This window comes from Lentibacter sp., assembly GCF_029254145.1.
Taxonomy (GTDB): domain Bacteria; phylum Pseudomonadota; class Alphaproteobacteria; order Rhodobacterales; family Rhodobacteraceae; genus Lentibacter.
The window spans coordinates 1-16,152 of the sequence record NZ_JAQWYD010000022.1 but is presented as its reverse complement, the minus strand read 5'-3'; the positions used below and the strand labels follow the sequence as shown (position 1 = coordinate 16,152).

The window sequence follows — 16,152 nt, the reverse complement described above, 5'->3', positions numbered from 1 at the left end:
ATGCGTGCACACCCCGTGCACAATGCGTGCACCGCCTGAAACGCGAAGTGTTAAGCGAAATTAACTGAACGTGCCGTGCGCTGCCGTGAGGCGGGCTTAACCCTTTACGATCCAGCCGCCGCCATAGATACGGCTGCCCTCGGGATCATAAAAGACGCAGGCCTGTCCGGGGCTGACGCCTTCTTCTGGGGTGAGAAGCTCGACTTCGCCTGTGTTCGGGTCAGTGGCGCGCAGGATCGCTTCGCGGGGGGCGCGCGTCGAGCGGACCCGCACGGCGATCCGGCGCTCAGGTGTGGCCTCGAATGGTTCATCGCCCAGCCAGTTGATTTCGGCGAGGGGCACGATGCGCGTTGCGAGGGCTTCTTTTGGGCCAACGACGACGCGTTTGTTGTCCACATCAAGCTTTACAACATAGAGTGGATCGGCCAGGCCGCCGATCCCAAGGCCGCGGCGCTGGCCGATTGTGTAGTGAATGACACCTGTGTGCGCGCCAAGGACGTTGCCGTTCATGTCGACGATTTCGCCAGGCTCGGCCGCACCAGGGCGCAGTTTTTCGATCACGGCGGCATAATCACCATTTGGCACAAAGCAGATGTCCTGGCTGTCGGGCTTGTTGGCGACTTTGAGGCCGTATTTCTCGGCCAAAGCGCGGGTTGCGTCTTTGGAGGGGAGGTGACCCAACGGGAAGCGCAGATACTCAAGCTGCTCTGGCGTTGTTGAGAAGAGGAAATAGCTTTGGTCGCGATTGGCATCGGCGGCGGAGTGCAGCTCGGGGCCTTGTGTGCCCATCATGCGCTGAATGTAGTGGCCAGTGGCCATACAGTCGGCATCAAGATCGCGGGCTGTGGCGAGCAGGTCTTTGAATTTCACCCGTTCGTTGCAGCGTATGCAGGGCACGGGCGTTGCACCCCCAAGATAGCTGTCCGCAAATTCATCAATAACGGCATCTTTAAAAATGTTCTCATAATCGAGGACATAATGCGGGAAGCCCATCTCTTCGGCAACGCGGCGCGCGTCGTGGATGTCGATACCTGCACAGCAAGCGCCCGACTTGGCCAGAGCTGCGCCGTGATCATAGAGCTGAAGCGTGACGCCGATCACGTCATAGCCCTCTTCGGCCAACATAGCTGCGACAACAGAGCTATCAACGCCGCCTGACATTGCCACAACAACCCGTGTTTCACTCTCGGGTTTGGCAAAGCCAAGAGAGTTAAGCTTCGTTTGGGGCGCAGGATGGGATGCGACAGACATGGGTGGCTCCGAAAACTTCTCTGAAAACATGAGGAAAATTCTATGTTTTTTTGGGTGTTGGCTTCATGCCTCTTTAAGCGCTTTGACCGAGTTTGGCCATGACACAAAGAAGGTTTATGCCATATATCTCAAGAAAGTCGATGGTCCAAGGGCTGTTCGTCTCCCTGACGGGAAGGTGATGACCCGCGCAGACTTGCCACCCGCAAAAACGCAACGCTGGGTTGCATCGCGCAAAGCGCTTGTTGTCAGGGCGGTTCTTTACGGGCTTATGACGCAGGCCGAAGCGATGAGCATCTATGACGTAAGCGAAGAAGAGTTTTTTGAATGGGTACACGCTGTCCGCGCCTACGGGGATGCGGGCTTAAAGGTCACACAGTTGCGGTCGGCGAAACACTCTTAGGTTGTTTGCTGTCTTTTTTTTGCTATGGTAACCAGAGGTTAACCAATTTTGGTCAGGTTTAAGCTCAATGAAAGAATAACTGCGGAGAAATTAATATGCGCGTCCTTCTCGTTGAAGACGATCCGACGACCAGCAAAAGTATCGAAATGATGCTGACCCACGCCAACCTTAATGTCTACACAACAGACATGGGCGAGGAGGGGATCGATCTTGCGAAACTTTATGATTGTGACCTTATTTTGCTTGATTTGGGGCTGCCCGATATGAACGGGCACGAGGTGCTGCGCCAGCTGCGCCTTGCCAAAGTCGACACGCCGATCCTGATTTTGTCGTGTTCGGACGACACTGAAAACAAGATCAAAGGCTTTGGCTTCGGGGCGGATGATTATCTGACCAAGCCATTTCACCGTGAAGAGCTTGTGGCGCGAATCCATGCCATTATTCGTCGCTCGAAAGGGCATTCTCAGTCTGTGACTAAAACGGGTGAGATTTTGGTCAACCTGGACGCCAAGACCGTTGAAGCAGGCAACAAACCTGTGCACCTGACGGGCAAAGAGTATCAAATGCTTGAGCTGCTTTCGCTGCGCAAGGGCACCACGCTGACAAAAGAGATGTTCCTCAATCACCTGTACGGCGGGATGGATGAGCCTGAACTCAAGATTATTGACGTATTTATCTGTAAGTTGCGCAAAAAGCTGGCGAATGCCACGGATGGTGCGAACTACATCGAGACGGTCTGGGGCCGTGGCTATGTTTTGCGTGATCCACAGCCAGAAGCCTTGGATGGCACACCGATCGCGCTTGGCGCATAAGCTTTAGAGACAGTTTCTCCTGACTGGCGCAGTGTTTTCCACTGCGCCTTTTTCAGTTTGGGCGGCTGTTTACGACGTGTGCTTGTCTGTTTTTTTCTGTGTTGCCGCGCACTGGCACAACGGGCAAACTTGGGGCATGTAAGCAGCGACAAAGCAAGAGACTTGGGGGCGCGTGTGGCAGAGCAGGACGTTAACACTTTGACCGAGGCCGCAGCGCGGGACGAGCTTGCGCGGCTGGCCGAGGCGTTGGCTGCGGCCAACACGGCGTATCACACCGAGGATGCGCCAGAAATATCCGATTCCGAGTATGACCGCCTGAAACAGCGTAACGCTGCGATTGAAACGCGTTTTCCCGAGTTGAAGCGCGCGGACAGCCCGAGCGAGAAAGTCGGTGCTGCACCGTCTGACGGGTTTTCCAAAGTGACGCATGCGCAGGCGATGCTTTCGCTGGGCAATGCTTTTGAAGACGCGGATGTTAACGATTTTGTCGCGCGAACGGCCAAGTTTCTGGGGGTTCCCGAGGCCAGCCTAAGCTTTACCGCGGAGCCCAAGATTGACGGTTTGAGCTTGTCTTTGCGGTATGAAAACGGCCAGCTCGTGCAGGCAGCAACGCGCGGCGACGGGGCGACAGGCGAAAATGTCACTGCAAATGCGCGCACGATTGCGAGCATTCCGCATCAGCTTTCCTTTGCGCCAGATATTTTGGAAGTGCGTGGCGAGGTGTATATGCGCCACGATGATTTTGCGGCGCTTAATGCGGCGCAGGAGGCGCGCGGGGCCAAGAGCTTTGCCAATCCGCGCAATGCTGCGGCGGGGTCTCTGCGCCAGCTTGATCCGGAAATCACACGGCAACGCCCACTTGCTTTTTTTGCCTATGCTTGGGGCGCGCTTTCGCAGCCTTTGGCAGAGACCCAAATGGAGGCGATTTTGCGCCTTGCGGCGCTTGGCTTTGAGACCAACCCGCTGACAGCGCTTTGCGCGGGGGCCAAAGAGCTTGTGGCGCATTACGACATGATCGGCGCGGCACGTGCGGATCTGCCTTATGATATTGATGGTGTCGTCTACAAGGTGAACGATCTGGAGCTGCAGGCGCGCCTCGGCTTTCGCAGCACAACACCGCGTTGGGCGATTGCCCATAAGTTTGCTGCGGAGCTGGCTTGGACCAGACTTGAAGGTATCGATATTCAGGTTGGACGCACGGGCGCACTGAGCCCTGTAGCGCGGCTTGTGCCTGTGACGGTTGGGGGCGTTGTTGTGTCGAACGCAACGTTGCACAATGAGGATTACATCCAGGGGCGCGACAACAAGGGCGAGGGCATTCGCGGCGGTAAGGATATTCGTGTGGGTGACTTGGTGCAGGTTTATCGCGCGGGCGATGTGATCCCCAAGATCGCGGATGTGGATCTGAGCCAGCGCCCGGAGGGTGCGCAGCCATACGCTTTTCCAGATGTTTGCCCCGAGTGTGGGTCTGAGGCCGTGCGCGAGGAGGGCGATGCGGTGCGCCGCTGCACAGGTGGGCTGATTTGTCCTGCGCAAGCTGTTGAAAAGTTGAAACATTTTGTGTCCCGAAAGGCGTTTGATATTGACGGGCTGGGCGCAAAACAGATCGAGATGTTTTATCACGATGATCAGCTCCCAATTCGCGAGCCTGCTGACATTTTCACGCTGGCGGCGCGGGACGGGGCCAATCTGACCAAGCTGAAGAACCGTGAAGGCTGGGGCGCACGCTCTGCGGAAAAGCTGTTTGAGGCGATTGAAGAGAAGCGCAAGATCGGCTTTGCACGGCTGCTGTTTGCTCTTGGCATTCGTCATGTTGGCGAGCAGGCGGGCAAGCTTTTTGCCAATTATTACCTCAGTTGGGAGGCCTTTGTGAGCGCGGTGCGCGCCGCCGAAGACGAAAGCGGCGCAGCTTGGGCCGAGCTCTTGAGTATTGATGGTGTTGGTGAGGTAATGGCGCGTGCGCTGGTCATGGCTTTTGCGCAGGAGCACGAGCGCGAGAGCATTGAGCGGCTTGTGGGCGAGCTTGAGATTGAGGATGCGGAGGCTGTGGCGAATGACAGCCCTGTCGCAGGCAAGACGCTTGTCTTTACGGGTACGCTTGAAAAAATGACGCGCGCGGAGGCGAAAGCCCGTGCTGAAAGCCTTGGTGCAAAGGTTGCGGGGAGTGTTTCGGCGAAGACTGATTTGCTGATCGCGGGGCCCGGAGCGGGAAGTAAGGCCAAAAAGGCGGCAGAGCTTGGAATTGAGACGATAGATGAAGACGGCTGGATTGCGCTGGTGGCGGGGCTATGAGCGGACGGCCGACAGCGCTTTTTCCGCTGTTTGCGGGTCTTGAGACGCTGGAGGGCGTGGGCCCCAAGACAGCTGCGCTTCTGGAGCAATTGCATGTTCTAAAGCCGCGCGATCTGATTTTTACGCTGCCGTACAGTGGCATTGATCGCGCGGTGCGGCCCAGTGTTCTGGGGCTTGATTTTCCAACGGTGGCGACTGTTGAGGTCGAGGTGATACAGCATCATCCAGCGCGGGCACGGGGACGGCCAACGCGGGTGCAGGTGGAGGATCGGGAGACGACATTTGAGCTCGTGTTCTTTCATGCGCGCGGGGAGTATTTGCAGAAGATACTACCTGTCGGTGGGCGGCGTGTCGTTTCGGGCAAGCTGGAGATGTTTGACAGTGTCATTCAAATGACCCACCCGGATCATATCCTGCCGTTGGATGAGGCGGGGGATCTGCCGTTATTTGAGCCTATCTATCCTCTCACTGCAGGGGTGAGCCAGAAGGTGATGTATAAGGCGACGCGGGCTGCCTTGGCGCGGATGCCCGAGCTCGATGAGTGGGCGGACGCCGAACAACTGCGCCAAGCGGGCTGGTCCACTTGGGCGGCCTCAGCACAGGCGGCACATGCGCCGACATGTCTTGCAGATTTGACTGCGACGGCTCCTGCGCGGGAGCGTTTGGCGTATGACGAATTTTTTGCGCATCAGCTTACCCTGGCCTTGGCACGGATGAACCGCCGCAAGGGCAAGGGGCGGGTGAGCACGGGCGATGGCGCGCTGCGCGCTAAGGTCTTGAAAAGTCTTCCATTTGAGCCAACGGGTGCGCAGAGTCGCGCGGTGAGCGAGATTGCAAAGGATATGGCGCAGCCTGCACGGATGAACCGCTTGTTGCAGGGGGATGTGGGGGCGGGCAAAACGCTTGTGGCCTTGATGGCTTTGCTTGTCGCTGTCGAGGCGGGCGGGCAGGGTGTTATGATGGCGCCCACCGAGATTTTGGCGCGGCAGCATTTGCAGGGCTTGCAGCCCTTGGCGGCGGCGGCGGGTGTCCGGCTGGAGCTTCTGACAGGGCGGGACAAAGGGCGCGCACGGGCCGAGAAATTGGCGGCGCTGGCCAGTGGCGAGATCAACATTCTTGTTGGAACCCATGCTGTCTTTCAAAAGGACGTGCATTTTGCCGATCTGCGGCTGGCGATTGTGGATGAACAGCACCGGTTTGGCGTACGTCAGCGGCTGGAGCTGGGCAAGAAGGGGGTGAGCGCAGATGTGCTTGTGATGACTGCGACGCCGATCCCGCGCAGCCTCGCGTTGGCGCAATATGGCGATATGGATGTTTCGGTGCTTGATGAGAAGCCAGCTGGTCGGCAGCCGATCAAGACTGCTCTCATCAACACGCAGCGTATGGATGAGGTGATTGAGCACCTTAAGGGCGCTGTGGCGGAGGGGAAACAGGCCTATTGGGTCTGTCCCTTGGTGGAGGAGAGCGAGAGTGTGGATCTTGCCGCAGCTGATGAGCGCTTCAAGGCGCTGCGCGCACGGCTTGGGGAGGGTGTTGTCGGGCTGGTACACGGGCAGATGCGGCCCGAGGAGAAGGACGCCGCCATGGCCGCATTTCAGCAGGGCGCGCTGAGTGTTTTGGTTGCGACCACGGTGATTGAAGTGGGGGTGGATGTCCCCAATGCGACGATTATGGTGATCGAGCGTGCAGAGAGCTTTGGGCTGTCGCAGTTGCATCAGCTGCGCGGACGTGTCGGGCGCGGAAGCGGGGCCTCGACCTGTCTTTTGATGTATCGCGCGCCCATGAATGAGGGGGCAGAGCGGCGTCTGACGACCTTGCGTGACACGGAAGACGGCTTCAAGATTGCTGAGGTGGACCTTGAAATGCGCGGTGCGGGCGACTTGATTGGCACGGCACAATCGGGCATGCCGCGGTTTCGAGTGGCAGATATGGAAAGCCAGAGCGCGCTCATGAAAGTGGCCCAGAGCGATGCGCGCAAGCTGCTGAATGATGACCCGACACTTAAAACACCGCGCGGGCAGGCGGCGCGGGCGCTTTTATGGCTGATGGAGCAAGATCAGGCTATCCGTTTGATATCAGTGGGTTAGGCTGTTTGTTCTCATATTTTTCGTAAATGTTCTCAAAAAGTTCTTTACAGAACCTGAATTAAATGAGAACAAATAGGCAACAAAGAGAACAAACCCTTAACAGGAGCCTCCCGATGATCAAAGATGTCAAAGACGTGATTGCCCGCTCACACTCCAGCCTGCTTGCGGATGCACTTGGGGCTGTGTCTTTGATGGCGATGCTTGTGGTTGCTCTTCATCTTCCGAACCTGATGTAACAGATTTCTGCCTCGTATGCTTTGCGAAATTCTGGCGCGCACTGTCCCAATCGCGCGCCGAGAGTCAAACTGCCGTTCCAACGAATTAGTCCTGCCTTTCTTTTTCGTCGCCAGCTTGCAAGCATACGCACTTGATCCGCCGCCTCTAAAAAGAGAGCGGCGGTTTTTTTATGCAGCTGGTGAGTTGTGGTGGGTTTAGACGGCTGCGGCGTCGATCGCGTCGAGCGTTGCGTCAAGGCAGAGCATGATCGAGGCGTGACGGTTTTTATAGTCGCGCGCGGGGAGCAAGACTTTGAGCTCGTCAAAGGGCGCATCGGGGGCTTGGCCTTCGCTGCGCAACATGGCGAGGAGCTGGTCATGCGCCGTCTGGATCTCTGCGCGAGTGCAACCTATGGCATTTGCTGCGACCACAGAAGCGGCGGCTTGGCCGAGGGCGCAGGCTTTCACATCTTGACCAAAACCTGTGATTTTGCCGCCCTCGAGCGTAACATCGACAGTTATGTTAGAGCCACAAAGCGGCGCACGGCGGTGAGCTATCCCGGACGGGGCGCTGAGCCGCTCAAGACCAGGCATATCAGCTGCGAGCGCCAGAATGCGGGCAGAGTAGAGTTTGATCAGATCGGTGTCATTGCTCATGGTATTTTCCCCGCTAACTTGGCATACATAGCCATGTTGGCGGGCCAAGAAAAGGACAGATCATGCGCTTTGATGCACAGTCACTCACGTATAATGCGCAGGGGCTTATTCCTGTGATCGCGCAGGATGAGGCCAGTGGCGAGGTCTTGATGATGGCTTGGATGAACGCTGAAGCGGTTGAAAAGACGCTAGAGACGCGACGCGTAACCTATTGGTCCCGTTCAAGAAAAGAGTTCTGGATCAAGGGCGAAACCAGCGGACACACACAAGAACTTGTCGACTTTCGCGTGGATTGTGACCGCGATGCGCTTTTGATGATCATCCGTCAGGTTGGCCCTGCCTGCCACACGAACAGGCGCACATGCTTTTACACCTCTGTGAGGGATGGCGAGGAGCGTGAACTGATGGGGCCAATGGAGGGCTAAAGCCCGACCATGGCGCGGATATCGGCAGGCGTTTTGCCTTCATCACGGTAAAGACGAATAGCGCGGGCGTCGTCGCGCTTGGCAAGGCGCTTGCCTGTTTCGTCACGAATGAGGCTGTGGTGATGATAGGTGGGTGTCCGCAGGCCGAGCAGCTTTTGCAGCACCACGTGGATATAGGTTGCGGTGAAGAGGTCCTGGCCGCGCGTCACCCGCGTGACGCCTTGGGCTGCGTCGTCGACTGCGACCGAGAGGTGATAAGAGGCGCCCATTTCGGCGCGGGCGAGGACAACATCGCCAACATCCTCGCGCAGCATGGCGTGTGACAGGATGATCTGGCCTGTTTCGCCAACAGGGCTTGCGCCCGTTTCTGTGAAATTGAGCGGATCTGGGAGCTTGCGCAATGCGCGGGCCATGTTGAGGCGCAAGACCGCGTTTGGCAGAGGCGAGGCCGGGTTTGGTATTTGGCGGCAGGTGCCTGGATAGATGAGACCATCGGGCCCAAAGGCCGGCGGGACGCCTTCTTGGGGCGCTTCGGCGGCTGCGACAATATCGCGGCGTGAGCAGGTGCAGGGGTAAAGCAACCCAAGTGCCCAGAGGCGCGTGAGGGCGGCGCGGTAGGCTGGGATGCGCTCCGATTGGCGCATCACAGGCGTCTCCCATGTGAGGCCGAGCCATGCGAGATCATCGTAGATCCCGTCTTCCCATTCGGGGCGGGCGCGGGAGCTGTCGATATCCTCGATGCGCAAGAGGAAGCGGCCTTCGCCAGCGCGTGCCATATCGGAGGCGAGAAGCGCTGAGTAGGCATGGCCCAGGTGCAGAGGACCTGTCGGGCTGGGGGCGAAGCGCGTTGTGAATGTCACGTTTTTTCAAGCACGTAGACGTTGGCGTTCAGGTTAATTCCTGGAATATGGGGCCCATATTCTTTGTGCAGGAGGCGCGCGGCTCCGCAGTCGATGTAGTCGTTGAGTTTGCCTTCAAAGAGAGGCTCTTCGAGAGCGTGATCATTGAGGCTGAGGACGGTGAGGCCGCCAGAGACAAGGCCCTTCATGATCAGATCAAAGACCGAAATCGGCGCGGCGCCTGTGCCGATCACACCTATGGCTGTGATCGCGGCATAGGTGCCTGCGACGTGGCTGAGGGGGGTGTTCGGTTCAATCAGTTCGAGGCTGCGATAAAGATTTTTCTCGCGTGCGCCGCTGAGCATATCGGCCGTGACATCGACGCCATCGACGACTTCAAAGCCAGCGAGCTTTAGAGTCAGCCCAGACAGGCCCGTGCCACAGCCAAAATCGAGGATGGGCGCTGTGAGATCGCGGCTGTGTTTTGCAAGGGCTTCGGCGCAACGGGCAGGAGTGGCATAGCCGCCTTCACCAAGCTCCTGATCATAGGATTTGGCCCACGCAGCGTAGAGATCACGCGTGTCGCCGGTTGTGCCGTAGGCCTTATCTAAAAATCGATCCGTCATGGCCGAAGTTTATGCACGCTTATGCCTGTGCGTCTAGCCAGTCTTTCCAGAGAGCCTTGGCGCGGTCTGTATAGGCTTGGTAACGGTCTTTGCGTCCACGACGGCCTGACTTAAGGCCTTCGACCAGCGGGAAGAGGCCAAAGTTGACATTCATGGGCTGGAAGGTCTTGGCGTCGGCGCCCCCAGTGATGTGAGTGACGAGCGCACCTGTGGCCGTTTCGGGCGCGGGAGCAGCGAGGCTCTGGCCAAGCATTTCAGCGGCGGCGAGGCGCCCTGCAAGGAGGCCCATGCCCGCACTTTCGACATAGCCTTCAACGCCAGTGATCTGGCCTGCAAAGCGGATGTGGGGCATCGATTTGAGGCGCAGCTGGTTGTCCAGCAGGGTTGGCGAATTGATGAAGGAGTTGCGGTGAATGCCGCCAAGGCGGGCAAAGCTAGCCTCTTCCAGACCGGGGATCATGGAGAAAACTTCTTTTTGCGCAGCGTATTTCATCTTGGTTTGGAAGCCGACCATATTCATCAGAGTGCCAAGGGCATTGTCATAGCGCAGTTGCACAACCGCGTGGGCTTTTACGTCGGGCGCGTGGGGGTTGGTGAGGCCAACGGGCTTCATCGGGCCAAAGCGTAGCGTTTCGCGGCCACGCTCGGCCATAACTTCGATTGGCAAGCAGCCGTCAAAGTAGCCTGCGGTTTCGCCTTCGCGGAACTCGGTTTTATCGGCTGCAAGCAGCGCGTCGATGAAGGCGTTGTACTGGGTCTCATCCATCGGGCAGTTGAGATAGGCTTTTTGCTCTTCTTCGCTTTCGCCTTTGTCATAGCGCGACTGCATCCACGCGACATCCATATTGATGCTGTCGGTGTAAACGATGGGCGCGATGGCATCAAAGAAGGCGAGCGCATCTGCGCCTGTGGCCTTGGCAATGGCGGCGCTGAGCGCGTCCGAAGTCAGCGGGCCAGTTGCGATGATCCAGTGGCCTGAGGTGGGGAGCTCGGTCACTTCTTCATAGGAGACTTCGATCAGCGGGTGCGCTTTCAGCGCGGCTGTGACGGACGCGGCGAAGGACTCGCGATCCACGGCCAGCGCGCCACCTGCGGGGAGGCGGTGCTTGTCGGCTGTGGCCATGATGATGCCGCCTGCGGCGCGCATCTCCCAGTGCAGAAGGCCGACTGCGTTTTGCTCGCTGTCGTCCGAGCGGAAGGAATTGGAGCAGACCATCTCAGCCAGATCGCCAGACTGGTGCGCAAATGTGCCCACCTTTGGGCGCATTTCATGGATGGTGACGGGCACGCCCATTTGGGCGGCTTGCCATGCTGCTTCGGAGCCTGCGAGTCCGCCGCCGATGATGTGTAATCTCTCTGTCATGCCTGCCATTTAGGCCAAGTGAGGCGCGTTGAAAAGGGCTTAGTCGAGAATGGAATCGACAGGCAGGCCAGAGGGCACAGACGCGGGCGCGCCGAGCTTGCCGCCGATGCTGCTGGGGTCTGTCAGGGCGTGAAGAAAGGAGATGATGTCACTCACTTCGGCTTCACCGAGCGGCGGGATGTCGAGCGTGATCGCGGCTTTGATGCGCTCAAGCTCTGCGGGCGAAGCCATTTGCGGCGTTACTGCGCCATAGCCTGCAAGCGCGGGCAGGGGGACTGTGCTCGGATCAAATGCCATGAGGCTTTCGCGCGGCGCAAGGTGATGGCGCACCACGGCCTCAAGGCTTGCGTAGGCGCCCGAGTGTCCATAGGGGGCCGTCAGCGCGACATTGCGCAGGCTTGGGGTGCGGAAGCAGTACTCATCTTTTTTATCGCCAGTGATGGCGCTGCGGCCATGGTCGGCGAGTGTTTCATGGTCCTTACCGGGGCCGATCTGGGGAATGCCGATGGCGTGAAAGCTGTTGTCGGTCTGAAAGTGGCCCGCGTGACAGCTTGAACAGGTGGCTTTGCCATAAAAGAGCGCCATGCCGCGGGCTTGAGGCGCTGTGAGCGCATTTGCCTCGCCGCGAAGATAGGCGTCAAAGGGGCTTTCATCGGCGCGAAATTCAAAGGCGAGGAAGGCGCCTATGGCGTTTCCGATCTCTGAGATATGCAGGGGCGCGGCGCTTTGGGTGAGCGCTGTGAAACGCGCGCGATATTCTGGGACAGCCTCTACGCGTGCGGCGATCTTGGCCCATGCACCGTCAGCACCACGAATTTGGCCCGCAGAAACGGCGGTGGCGATATCGTTTTCGCCGTCTGTGCCCGCCATTTCCTCATGGCTGAGAATCGGCAGAAGGGCTTGGGCAGACAAAAGGCTCGTGGCGGGGCGCTAAAGCGCATTGCCTTCGGGCATCCGGATGCCGAAGGGGGCATCGGGATCAAGCGCTACGCGGCCATCGTGGAAAAGCGTGGTGAAATCGTTTGCGCCGAGATTGAAGATTGCCGGGGCGTTGCGTGGGATGTGACGTTCGGCGGGGGCGTCCGCTGTGCCGCGGCGGCGCTTGCCAAGACCTCTGCCGCCTTCAGCCACAGAGAGCGCAACCGCATCAGCAGAACCAAGCACCCCGTGATGACAACTTGCGCAGGAAATGTTGCGATTGCCTGACAACAGGGGATCAAAGAAGAGATCCCGCCCGAGGAGCACCTGCTCAATATCATCTTGGGGGAAGTCCGAGTGGGTCACCGGGGGCATATCTGCGGCCAGAGAGAGTGTGGCCTGGAGGGACATGACGCAGGCGGTGACCCACTTGAGGTTCATCGCAGTCAGATGGGGGCGATCCTTGGAGGGCTGAGCCACCCGCTGCTGCGGTTCATTTCTTAAATGCACCCTAAATGTGGCAAGATTATGGCAAAAACGGTAAAATTTGGGCATTGGTCACACAAAAAATAAAAAGCCAGCGGCACTCGAGACTGTGAAAGCCTTACACCAGAGTTGCGCCGACGGGAACTGCGGTGAATTGACTGGCTTACCAAGGCCGTAAGTGTGAGCAAAAATGAGGCACTGTGCATTATCGGAAACGCTCGGGCCGATCGCGAGCAGATCCGGACCATAAACAGAGCTTCAGAAGCGTCTCACCGCTTGACGGGCCGTGTGCTGTGGGGAGATGTGGCGGTGAAGCCCGCCCTTACTTTTACAGGAAGACCATGACCAAATACGCCCTCACCGTGACGTGCCAATCAACACGTGGAATCGTGGCCGCGATTGCCAATTATCTTGCGGATGGCGGCTGCAATATCACCGACAGCGCCCAGTTTGACGACAAAGAGACGGGTAATTTCTTTATTCGGATCAGCTTTGAGAGCGATGCGGCTGTGGTGCTGGAGGACATGCAGGCCAGTTTTGCCAAGACCGCCGAGCCTTTTGGGATGAGCTATGAGTTTCACGACGAGACGGTGAAGATGAAGGTGATCATCATGGTGTCGCGCTTTGGGCATTGTTTGAATGATTTGATGTACCGCTCACGGATTGGCGCGCTACCGATTGATATTGTCGGGGTGATCTCTAACCACATGGATTATCAGAAGGTTGTTGTGAACAACGATATTCCGTTTCACTGCATCAAGGTGACGCCAGCCAATAAGCCAGAGGCGGAGGCGCGTATTATGGCTGTGGTGGAAGAGGCGGGCGCCGAGCTGATCGTCCTTGCGCGCTACATGCAGATTCTCTCCGATGAGATGTGTCAGAAAATGTCTGGGCGAATTATCAACATCCACCACTCGTTTTTGCCAAGCTTCAAGGGCGCGAACCCTTATAAACAAGCGTTTCAGCGCGGTGTGAAACTCATTGGGGCAACGTCACATTATGTGACAGCGGATTTGGACGAAGGGCCCATTATCGAGCAGGACATTGTGCGCGTGACACATGCGCAATCCTCCAACGATTATGTCGCCCTCGGGCGCGATGTCGAAAGTCAGGTCCTTACGCGCGCGATCCATGCGCATATTCATCGCCGCGTGTTTCTCAACGGGAACAAGACAGCGGTCTTCCCAGCCTCGCCCGGCTCTTATGCATCAGAGCGGATGGGCTGAGCCGCTCATTGCTCCCATGTGGGCGTGCGCTTTTCCAGAAAGGCGCTGATGCCTTCTTCGGTGTCGCGAAAGAGCATATTTTCGGCCATCGCCGCACCAGTATAAGCGTAGGCCTCTTCGAGGCTCATCTCGGCCTGTTTATAAAAGCCTTCCTTGCCGATCTTGACGGCGGCGGCGAGCTTGCTGGCGACTGTTTCTGCAAGGGCAAGTGCATCGACGACAGCATCTTCTGAAACACGGTTGATAAGGCCCAGCTCTGCTGCGCGTTCCGCCTCAATGAAGCTGCCGGTTGTGAGCATCTCAAAGGCCTGTTTGCGGCCTATGTTGCGGCTGAGCGCGACCATCGGTGTAGAGCAGAAGAGGCCGATGTTGACGCCATTAACGCCGAAGCGCGTGCCAGACTGGGCGATGGCCATGTCACATGTGGCAACAAGCTGGCAGCCTGCGGCTGTTGCTATCCCGTGAGGGGCGGCAATGACAGGCTGTGGCAGGGCGCGAATGCTGAGCATCATGCGGGCGCATCGGGCGAATAGATCATTAAAGTAGGCTTTGCCGCCATCTTCAGCTTGGCGACCTGCTGTCATTTGTTTGAGATCATGACCCGCGCAAAAGGCTTTGCCAGCCCCTGAAAGAACCACGGCACGAATGGAGCGGTCTTCTTTGAGCGCATCAAGCTCGGCCTGAAGGGCTGTCAGCATTTCCTCGGACAGCGCATTGAGCCGCTCCGGCGCATTCATCCTGAGATGGGCCACTGCGTTTGTGTCGTTACGTTCCAGAAGGTTCATCTTGCTCTCCCCAAATCCTATAGGCAGTCTAATGCGCAACTGAACGGGAGGTAAAGATGGCTTTGGAACTGGAGAAGGATGCGCTGCAGGCGTTTCTGGATGAGGTGTTTCCGCAAGTGGCAGGCGAGTTTGTCGTTGAGCATGTCGAAGAAATGTACAGTGAGATCCGCATCCCCATTTCTGAAAAGCACCTGCGCCCGGGCGGGACTGTCTCTGGACCGACAATGTTCATGCTGGCGGATGTGGCTGTATATGCCACAGTTCTCGCAATGATTGGCAAGAAGGCACTGGCTGTGACGACAAGCTGTAGCCTTGATTTCATGCGCAAGCCTGTTGCGGGGCGGGACTTGCTTGCCAAATGTACGCTCCTGAAACTAGGGCGGGTTTTGGCTGTGGGGGATGTATTGCTGTATTCAGTGGGCGAAGAAAAGCCTGTTGCCCGTTCGACGATGACCTATTCTATTCCACCAAAATAGGGTCCTTGCTTGGGGTAAAATAATACCTATTTTGCAAGTATCTGATTTTAAAGGTATAATTAGAATTTTGTACGGTTGACTGTGCGCGAGGGCGAGTTATAAACCGCGCATCCCGCAAGCAGAGAGCGGTTTTCTCTTTGCCCAACCCGATTATCAGGATTTCAAACATGAAAACCTTTACTGCGACACCCGCAGATATCGACAAGAAATGGATCATCATCGACGCTGAAGGCGTTGTTCTTGGCCGTCTTGCTTCGATCATTGCGATGCGCCTGCGCGGCAAGCACAAGCCTTCGTTCACACCCCATATGGACATGGGCGACAACGTGATTGTCATCAATGCTGAAAAAATCCAGCTGACAGGCAAGAAGCGCGAAGAGCACTTCTACTGGCACACTGGCCACCCAGGCGGGATAAAGAGCCGCACAAAGCAGCAGATCCTTGAAGGCGCATACCCAGAGCGCGTTGTGACCAAAGCGGTTCAGCGCATGCTTCCAGGTGGTCCTCTGAGCCGCAAGCAGATGACAAATCTGCGCGTATATGCAGGCACAGAGCACGGCCACGAAGCGCAAAACCCAACCGTTCTTGATGTAAAATCAATGAACAAGAAAAACACACGGAGCTGAGCGACATGGCTGATCAAGTGAACTCACTCGAAGAGCTGAGCGCCGTATCTGGCGACGCAGCCCCCGCAACTGCTGTTGTGGCAGAACCTCGTGAGCCCGTGCGTGACGCACTCGGCCGCGCTTATGCTACAGGCAAGCGTAAAGACGCTGTTGCTCGTGTCTGGATCAAACCAGGCTCTGGCAAGGTTGTTGTGAACGGCAAAGAACTGAACACGTATTTTGCACGCCCCGTGCTGCAAATGATCCTGCGACAGCCATTTCAGGTTGCAGGCGTGGAAGACCAGTTCGACGTGGTTGCAACGGTAAAAGGCGGCGGTCTTTCGGGCCAAGCGGGTGCTGTGAAGCACGGTGTTTCTAAAGCGCTCCAGCTTTATGATCCCAGCCTGCGCGGCGCTCTGAAAGCTGCTGGCTTCCTCACGCGCGACAGCCGTGTTGTAGAACGTAAGAAATACGGTAAGCGCAAGGCGCGTCGTAGCTTCCAGTTCTCAAAGCGCTAAGTTCGAACCTTCGAATTTACCATATAAAACAAAGGGTTGCGTATTTCGCAGCCCTTTTTTTGTGCGTAGCAGAATTGTAGCAGACGCTGTGTGTGTTGACGTTATGGTTTAGTGATTTTAGCATATCTGTAGCGTTTTAGGTTGCTATTGGAGTGCGCTGTTGGCGTTTTA

General features: G+C 57.3%; 16 protein-coding genes and 1 pseudogene. 10 read left to right on the top strand and 7 right to left on the bottom strand.

Annotated features, from left to right (window positions below; all coding sequences use genetic code 11):
- Nucleotides 1-96 precede the first annotated feature (96 nt).
- Nucleotides 97-1,251 (bottom strand): tRNA 2-thiouridine(34) synthase MnmA, encoded by a 1,155-nt coding sequence (mnmA, locus tag P8O11_RS02605; RefSeq protein ID WP_300291338.1) that lies wholly within the window; start codon nucleotides 1,249-1,251, stop codon nucleotides 97-99.
- 82 nt (nucleotides 1,252-1,333) lie between these two features.
- Between mnmA and P8O11_RS02600 the strand changes: the two genes are divergently transcribed.
- From P8O11_RS02600 to P8O11_RS02580, 5 genes are all read left to right on the top strand, one after another.
- Nucleotides 1,334-1,651, top strand: coding sequence for a DUF1153 domain-containing protein (locus P8O11_RS02600; protein WP_367186821.1), 318 nt, complete (start codon nucleotides 1,334-1,336; stop codon nucleotides 1,649-1,651).
- Between the two features lie 95 nt (nucleotides 1,652-1,746).
- On the top strand, nucleotides 1,747-2,463 hold the full coding sequence (gene ctrA / locus P8O11_RS02595; RefSeq protein WP_300291336.1) for a response regulator transcription factor CtrA: 717 nt from the start codon (nucleotides 1,747-1,749) through the stop codon (nucleotides 2,461-2,463).
- 174 nt (nucleotides 2,464-2,637) lie between these two features.
- Nucleotides 2,638-4,755: an NAD-dependent DNA ligase LigA gene (ligA, locus tag P8O11_RS02590; RefSeq protein WP_300291334.1), complete on the top strand. Its 2,118-nt coding sequence runs from the start codon at nucleotides 2,638-2,640 to the stop codon at nucleotides 4,753-4,755.
- Nucleotides 4,752-6,842 (top strand): ATP-dependent DNA helicase RecG, encoded by a 2,091-nt coding sequence (recG, locus tag P8O11_RS02585; protein WP_300291332.1) that lies wholly within the window; start codon nucleotides 4,752-4,754, stop codon nucleotides 6,840-6,842. The genes ligA and recG overlap by 4 nt, the downstream gene beginning before the upstream one ends.
- A 113-nt stretch (nucleotides 6,843-6,955) precedes the next feature.
- A complete protein-coding gene (locus P8O11_RS02580; protein WP_271437054.1) occupies nucleotides 6,956-7,078 on the top strand; it encodes a hypothetical protein in 123 nt (40 codons plus the stop codon).
- A gap of 195 nt (nucleotides 7,079-7,273) precedes the next feature.
- Here P8O11_RS02580 and P8O11_RS02575 read toward each other — a convergent pair whose 3' ends face one another.
- Entirely contained in the window at nucleotides 7,274-7,714 is a 441-nt protein-coding gene (locus P8O11_RS02575) for an iron-sulfur cluster assembly scaffold protein (RefSeq protein WP_300291328.1), read from the bottom strand.
- Nucleotides 7,715-7,776: 62 nt separating this feature from the next.
- Here P8O11_RS02575 and hisI point away from each other — a divergent pair, with 62 nt between their 5' ends.
- Complete coding sequence (hisI, locus tag P8O11_RS02570) at nucleotides 7,777-8,139, top strand: phosphoribosyl-AMP cyclohydrolase (protein ID WP_300291326.1); 363 nt, start codon at nucleotides 7,777-7,779, stop codon at nucleotides 8,137-8,139.
- Here the strand turns inward: hisI and gluQRS are convergent.
- From gluQRS to P8O11_RS02550, 4 genes and pseudogenes are all read right to left on the bottom strand, one after another.
- Complete coding sequence (gene gluQRS, locus P8O11_RS02565; protein ID WP_300291324.1) at nucleotides 8,136-8,999, bottom strand: tRNA glutamyl-Q(34) synthetase GluQRS; 864 nt, start codon at nucleotides 8,997-8,999, stop codon at nucleotides 8,136-8,138. The genes hisI and gluQRS overlap by 4 nt on opposite strands.
- Nucleotides 8,996-9,604, bottom strand: a complete 609-nt coding sequence (locus P8O11_RS02560) for a class I SAM-dependent methyltransferase (protein ID WP_300291322.1) — start codon at nucleotides 9,602-9,604, stop codon at nucleotides 8,996-8,998. Before P8O11_RS02560 ends, gluQRS begins: the two co-directional genes overlap by 4 nt.
- A gap of 19 nt (nucleotides 9,605-9,623) precedes the next feature.
- A complete protein-coding gene (gene trmFO, locus P8O11_RS02555) occupies nucleotides 9,624-10,967 on the bottom strand; it encodes a methylenetetrahydrofolate--tRNA-(uracil(54)-C(5))-methyltransferase (FADH(2)-oxidizing) TrmFO (protein WP_300291320.1) in 1,344 nt (447 codons plus the stop codon).
- A 39-nt stretch (nucleotides 10,968-11,006) separates the two neighbouring features.
- Nucleotides 11,007-12,260, bottom strand: a pseudogene (locus tag P8O11_RS02550) (cytochrome-c peroxidase).
- A 452-nt stretch (nucleotides 12,261-12,712) separates the two neighbouring features.
- Here P8O11_RS02550 and purU point away from each other — a divergent pair.
- The gene (gene purU, locus P8O11_RS02545) at nucleotides 12,713-13,597 is read left to right on the top strand and encodes a formyltetrahydrofolate deformylase (protein ID WP_300291317.1); all 885 of its coding nucleotides are present in this window, start codon (nucleotides 12,713-12,715) and stop codon (nucleotides 13,595-13,597) included.
- A gap of 5 nt (nucleotides 13,598-13,602) precedes the next feature.
- Here purU and P8O11_RS02540 read toward each other — a convergent pair whose 3' ends face one another.
- A complete protein-coding gene (locus P8O11_RS02540) occupies nucleotides 13,603-14,382 on the bottom strand; it encodes an enoyl-CoA hydratase (RefSeq protein WP_300291315.1) in 780 nt (259 codons plus the stop codon).
- Nucleotides 14,383-14,438: 56 nt separating this feature from the next.
- On the opposite strand from P8O11_RS02540, the gene P8O11_RS02535 reads away from it, so the two are divergent.
- The 3 genes from P8O11_RS02535 to rpsI all read left to right on the top strand — a co-directional run bounded on the left by P8O11_RS02535 (nucleotide 14,439) and on the right by rpsI (nucleotide 15,981).
- Nucleotides 14,439-14,858: a PaaI family thioesterase gene (locus P8O11_RS02535; RefSeq protein ID WP_300291313.1), complete on the top strand. Its 420-nt coding sequence runs from the start codon at nucleotides 14,439-14,441 to the stop codon at nucleotides 14,856-14,858.
- A gap of 167 nt (nucleotides 14,859-15,025) precedes the next feature.
- Nucleotides 15,026-15,484: a 50S ribosomal protein L13 gene (rplM, locus tag P8O11_RS02530; protein ID WP_089891299.1), complete on the top strand. Its 459-nt coding sequence runs from the start codon at nucleotides 15,026-15,028 to the stop codon at nucleotides 15,482-15,484.
- Between the two features lie 5 nt (nucleotides 15,485-15,489).
- Complete coding sequence (rpsI, locus tag P8O11_RS02525; protein ID WP_274961036.1) at nucleotides 15,490-15,981, top strand: 30S ribosomal protein S9; 492 nt, start codon at nucleotides 15,490-15,492, stop codon at nucleotides 15,979-15,981.
- The last annotated feature ends 171 nt before the right edge of the window (nucleotides 15,982-16,152 follow it).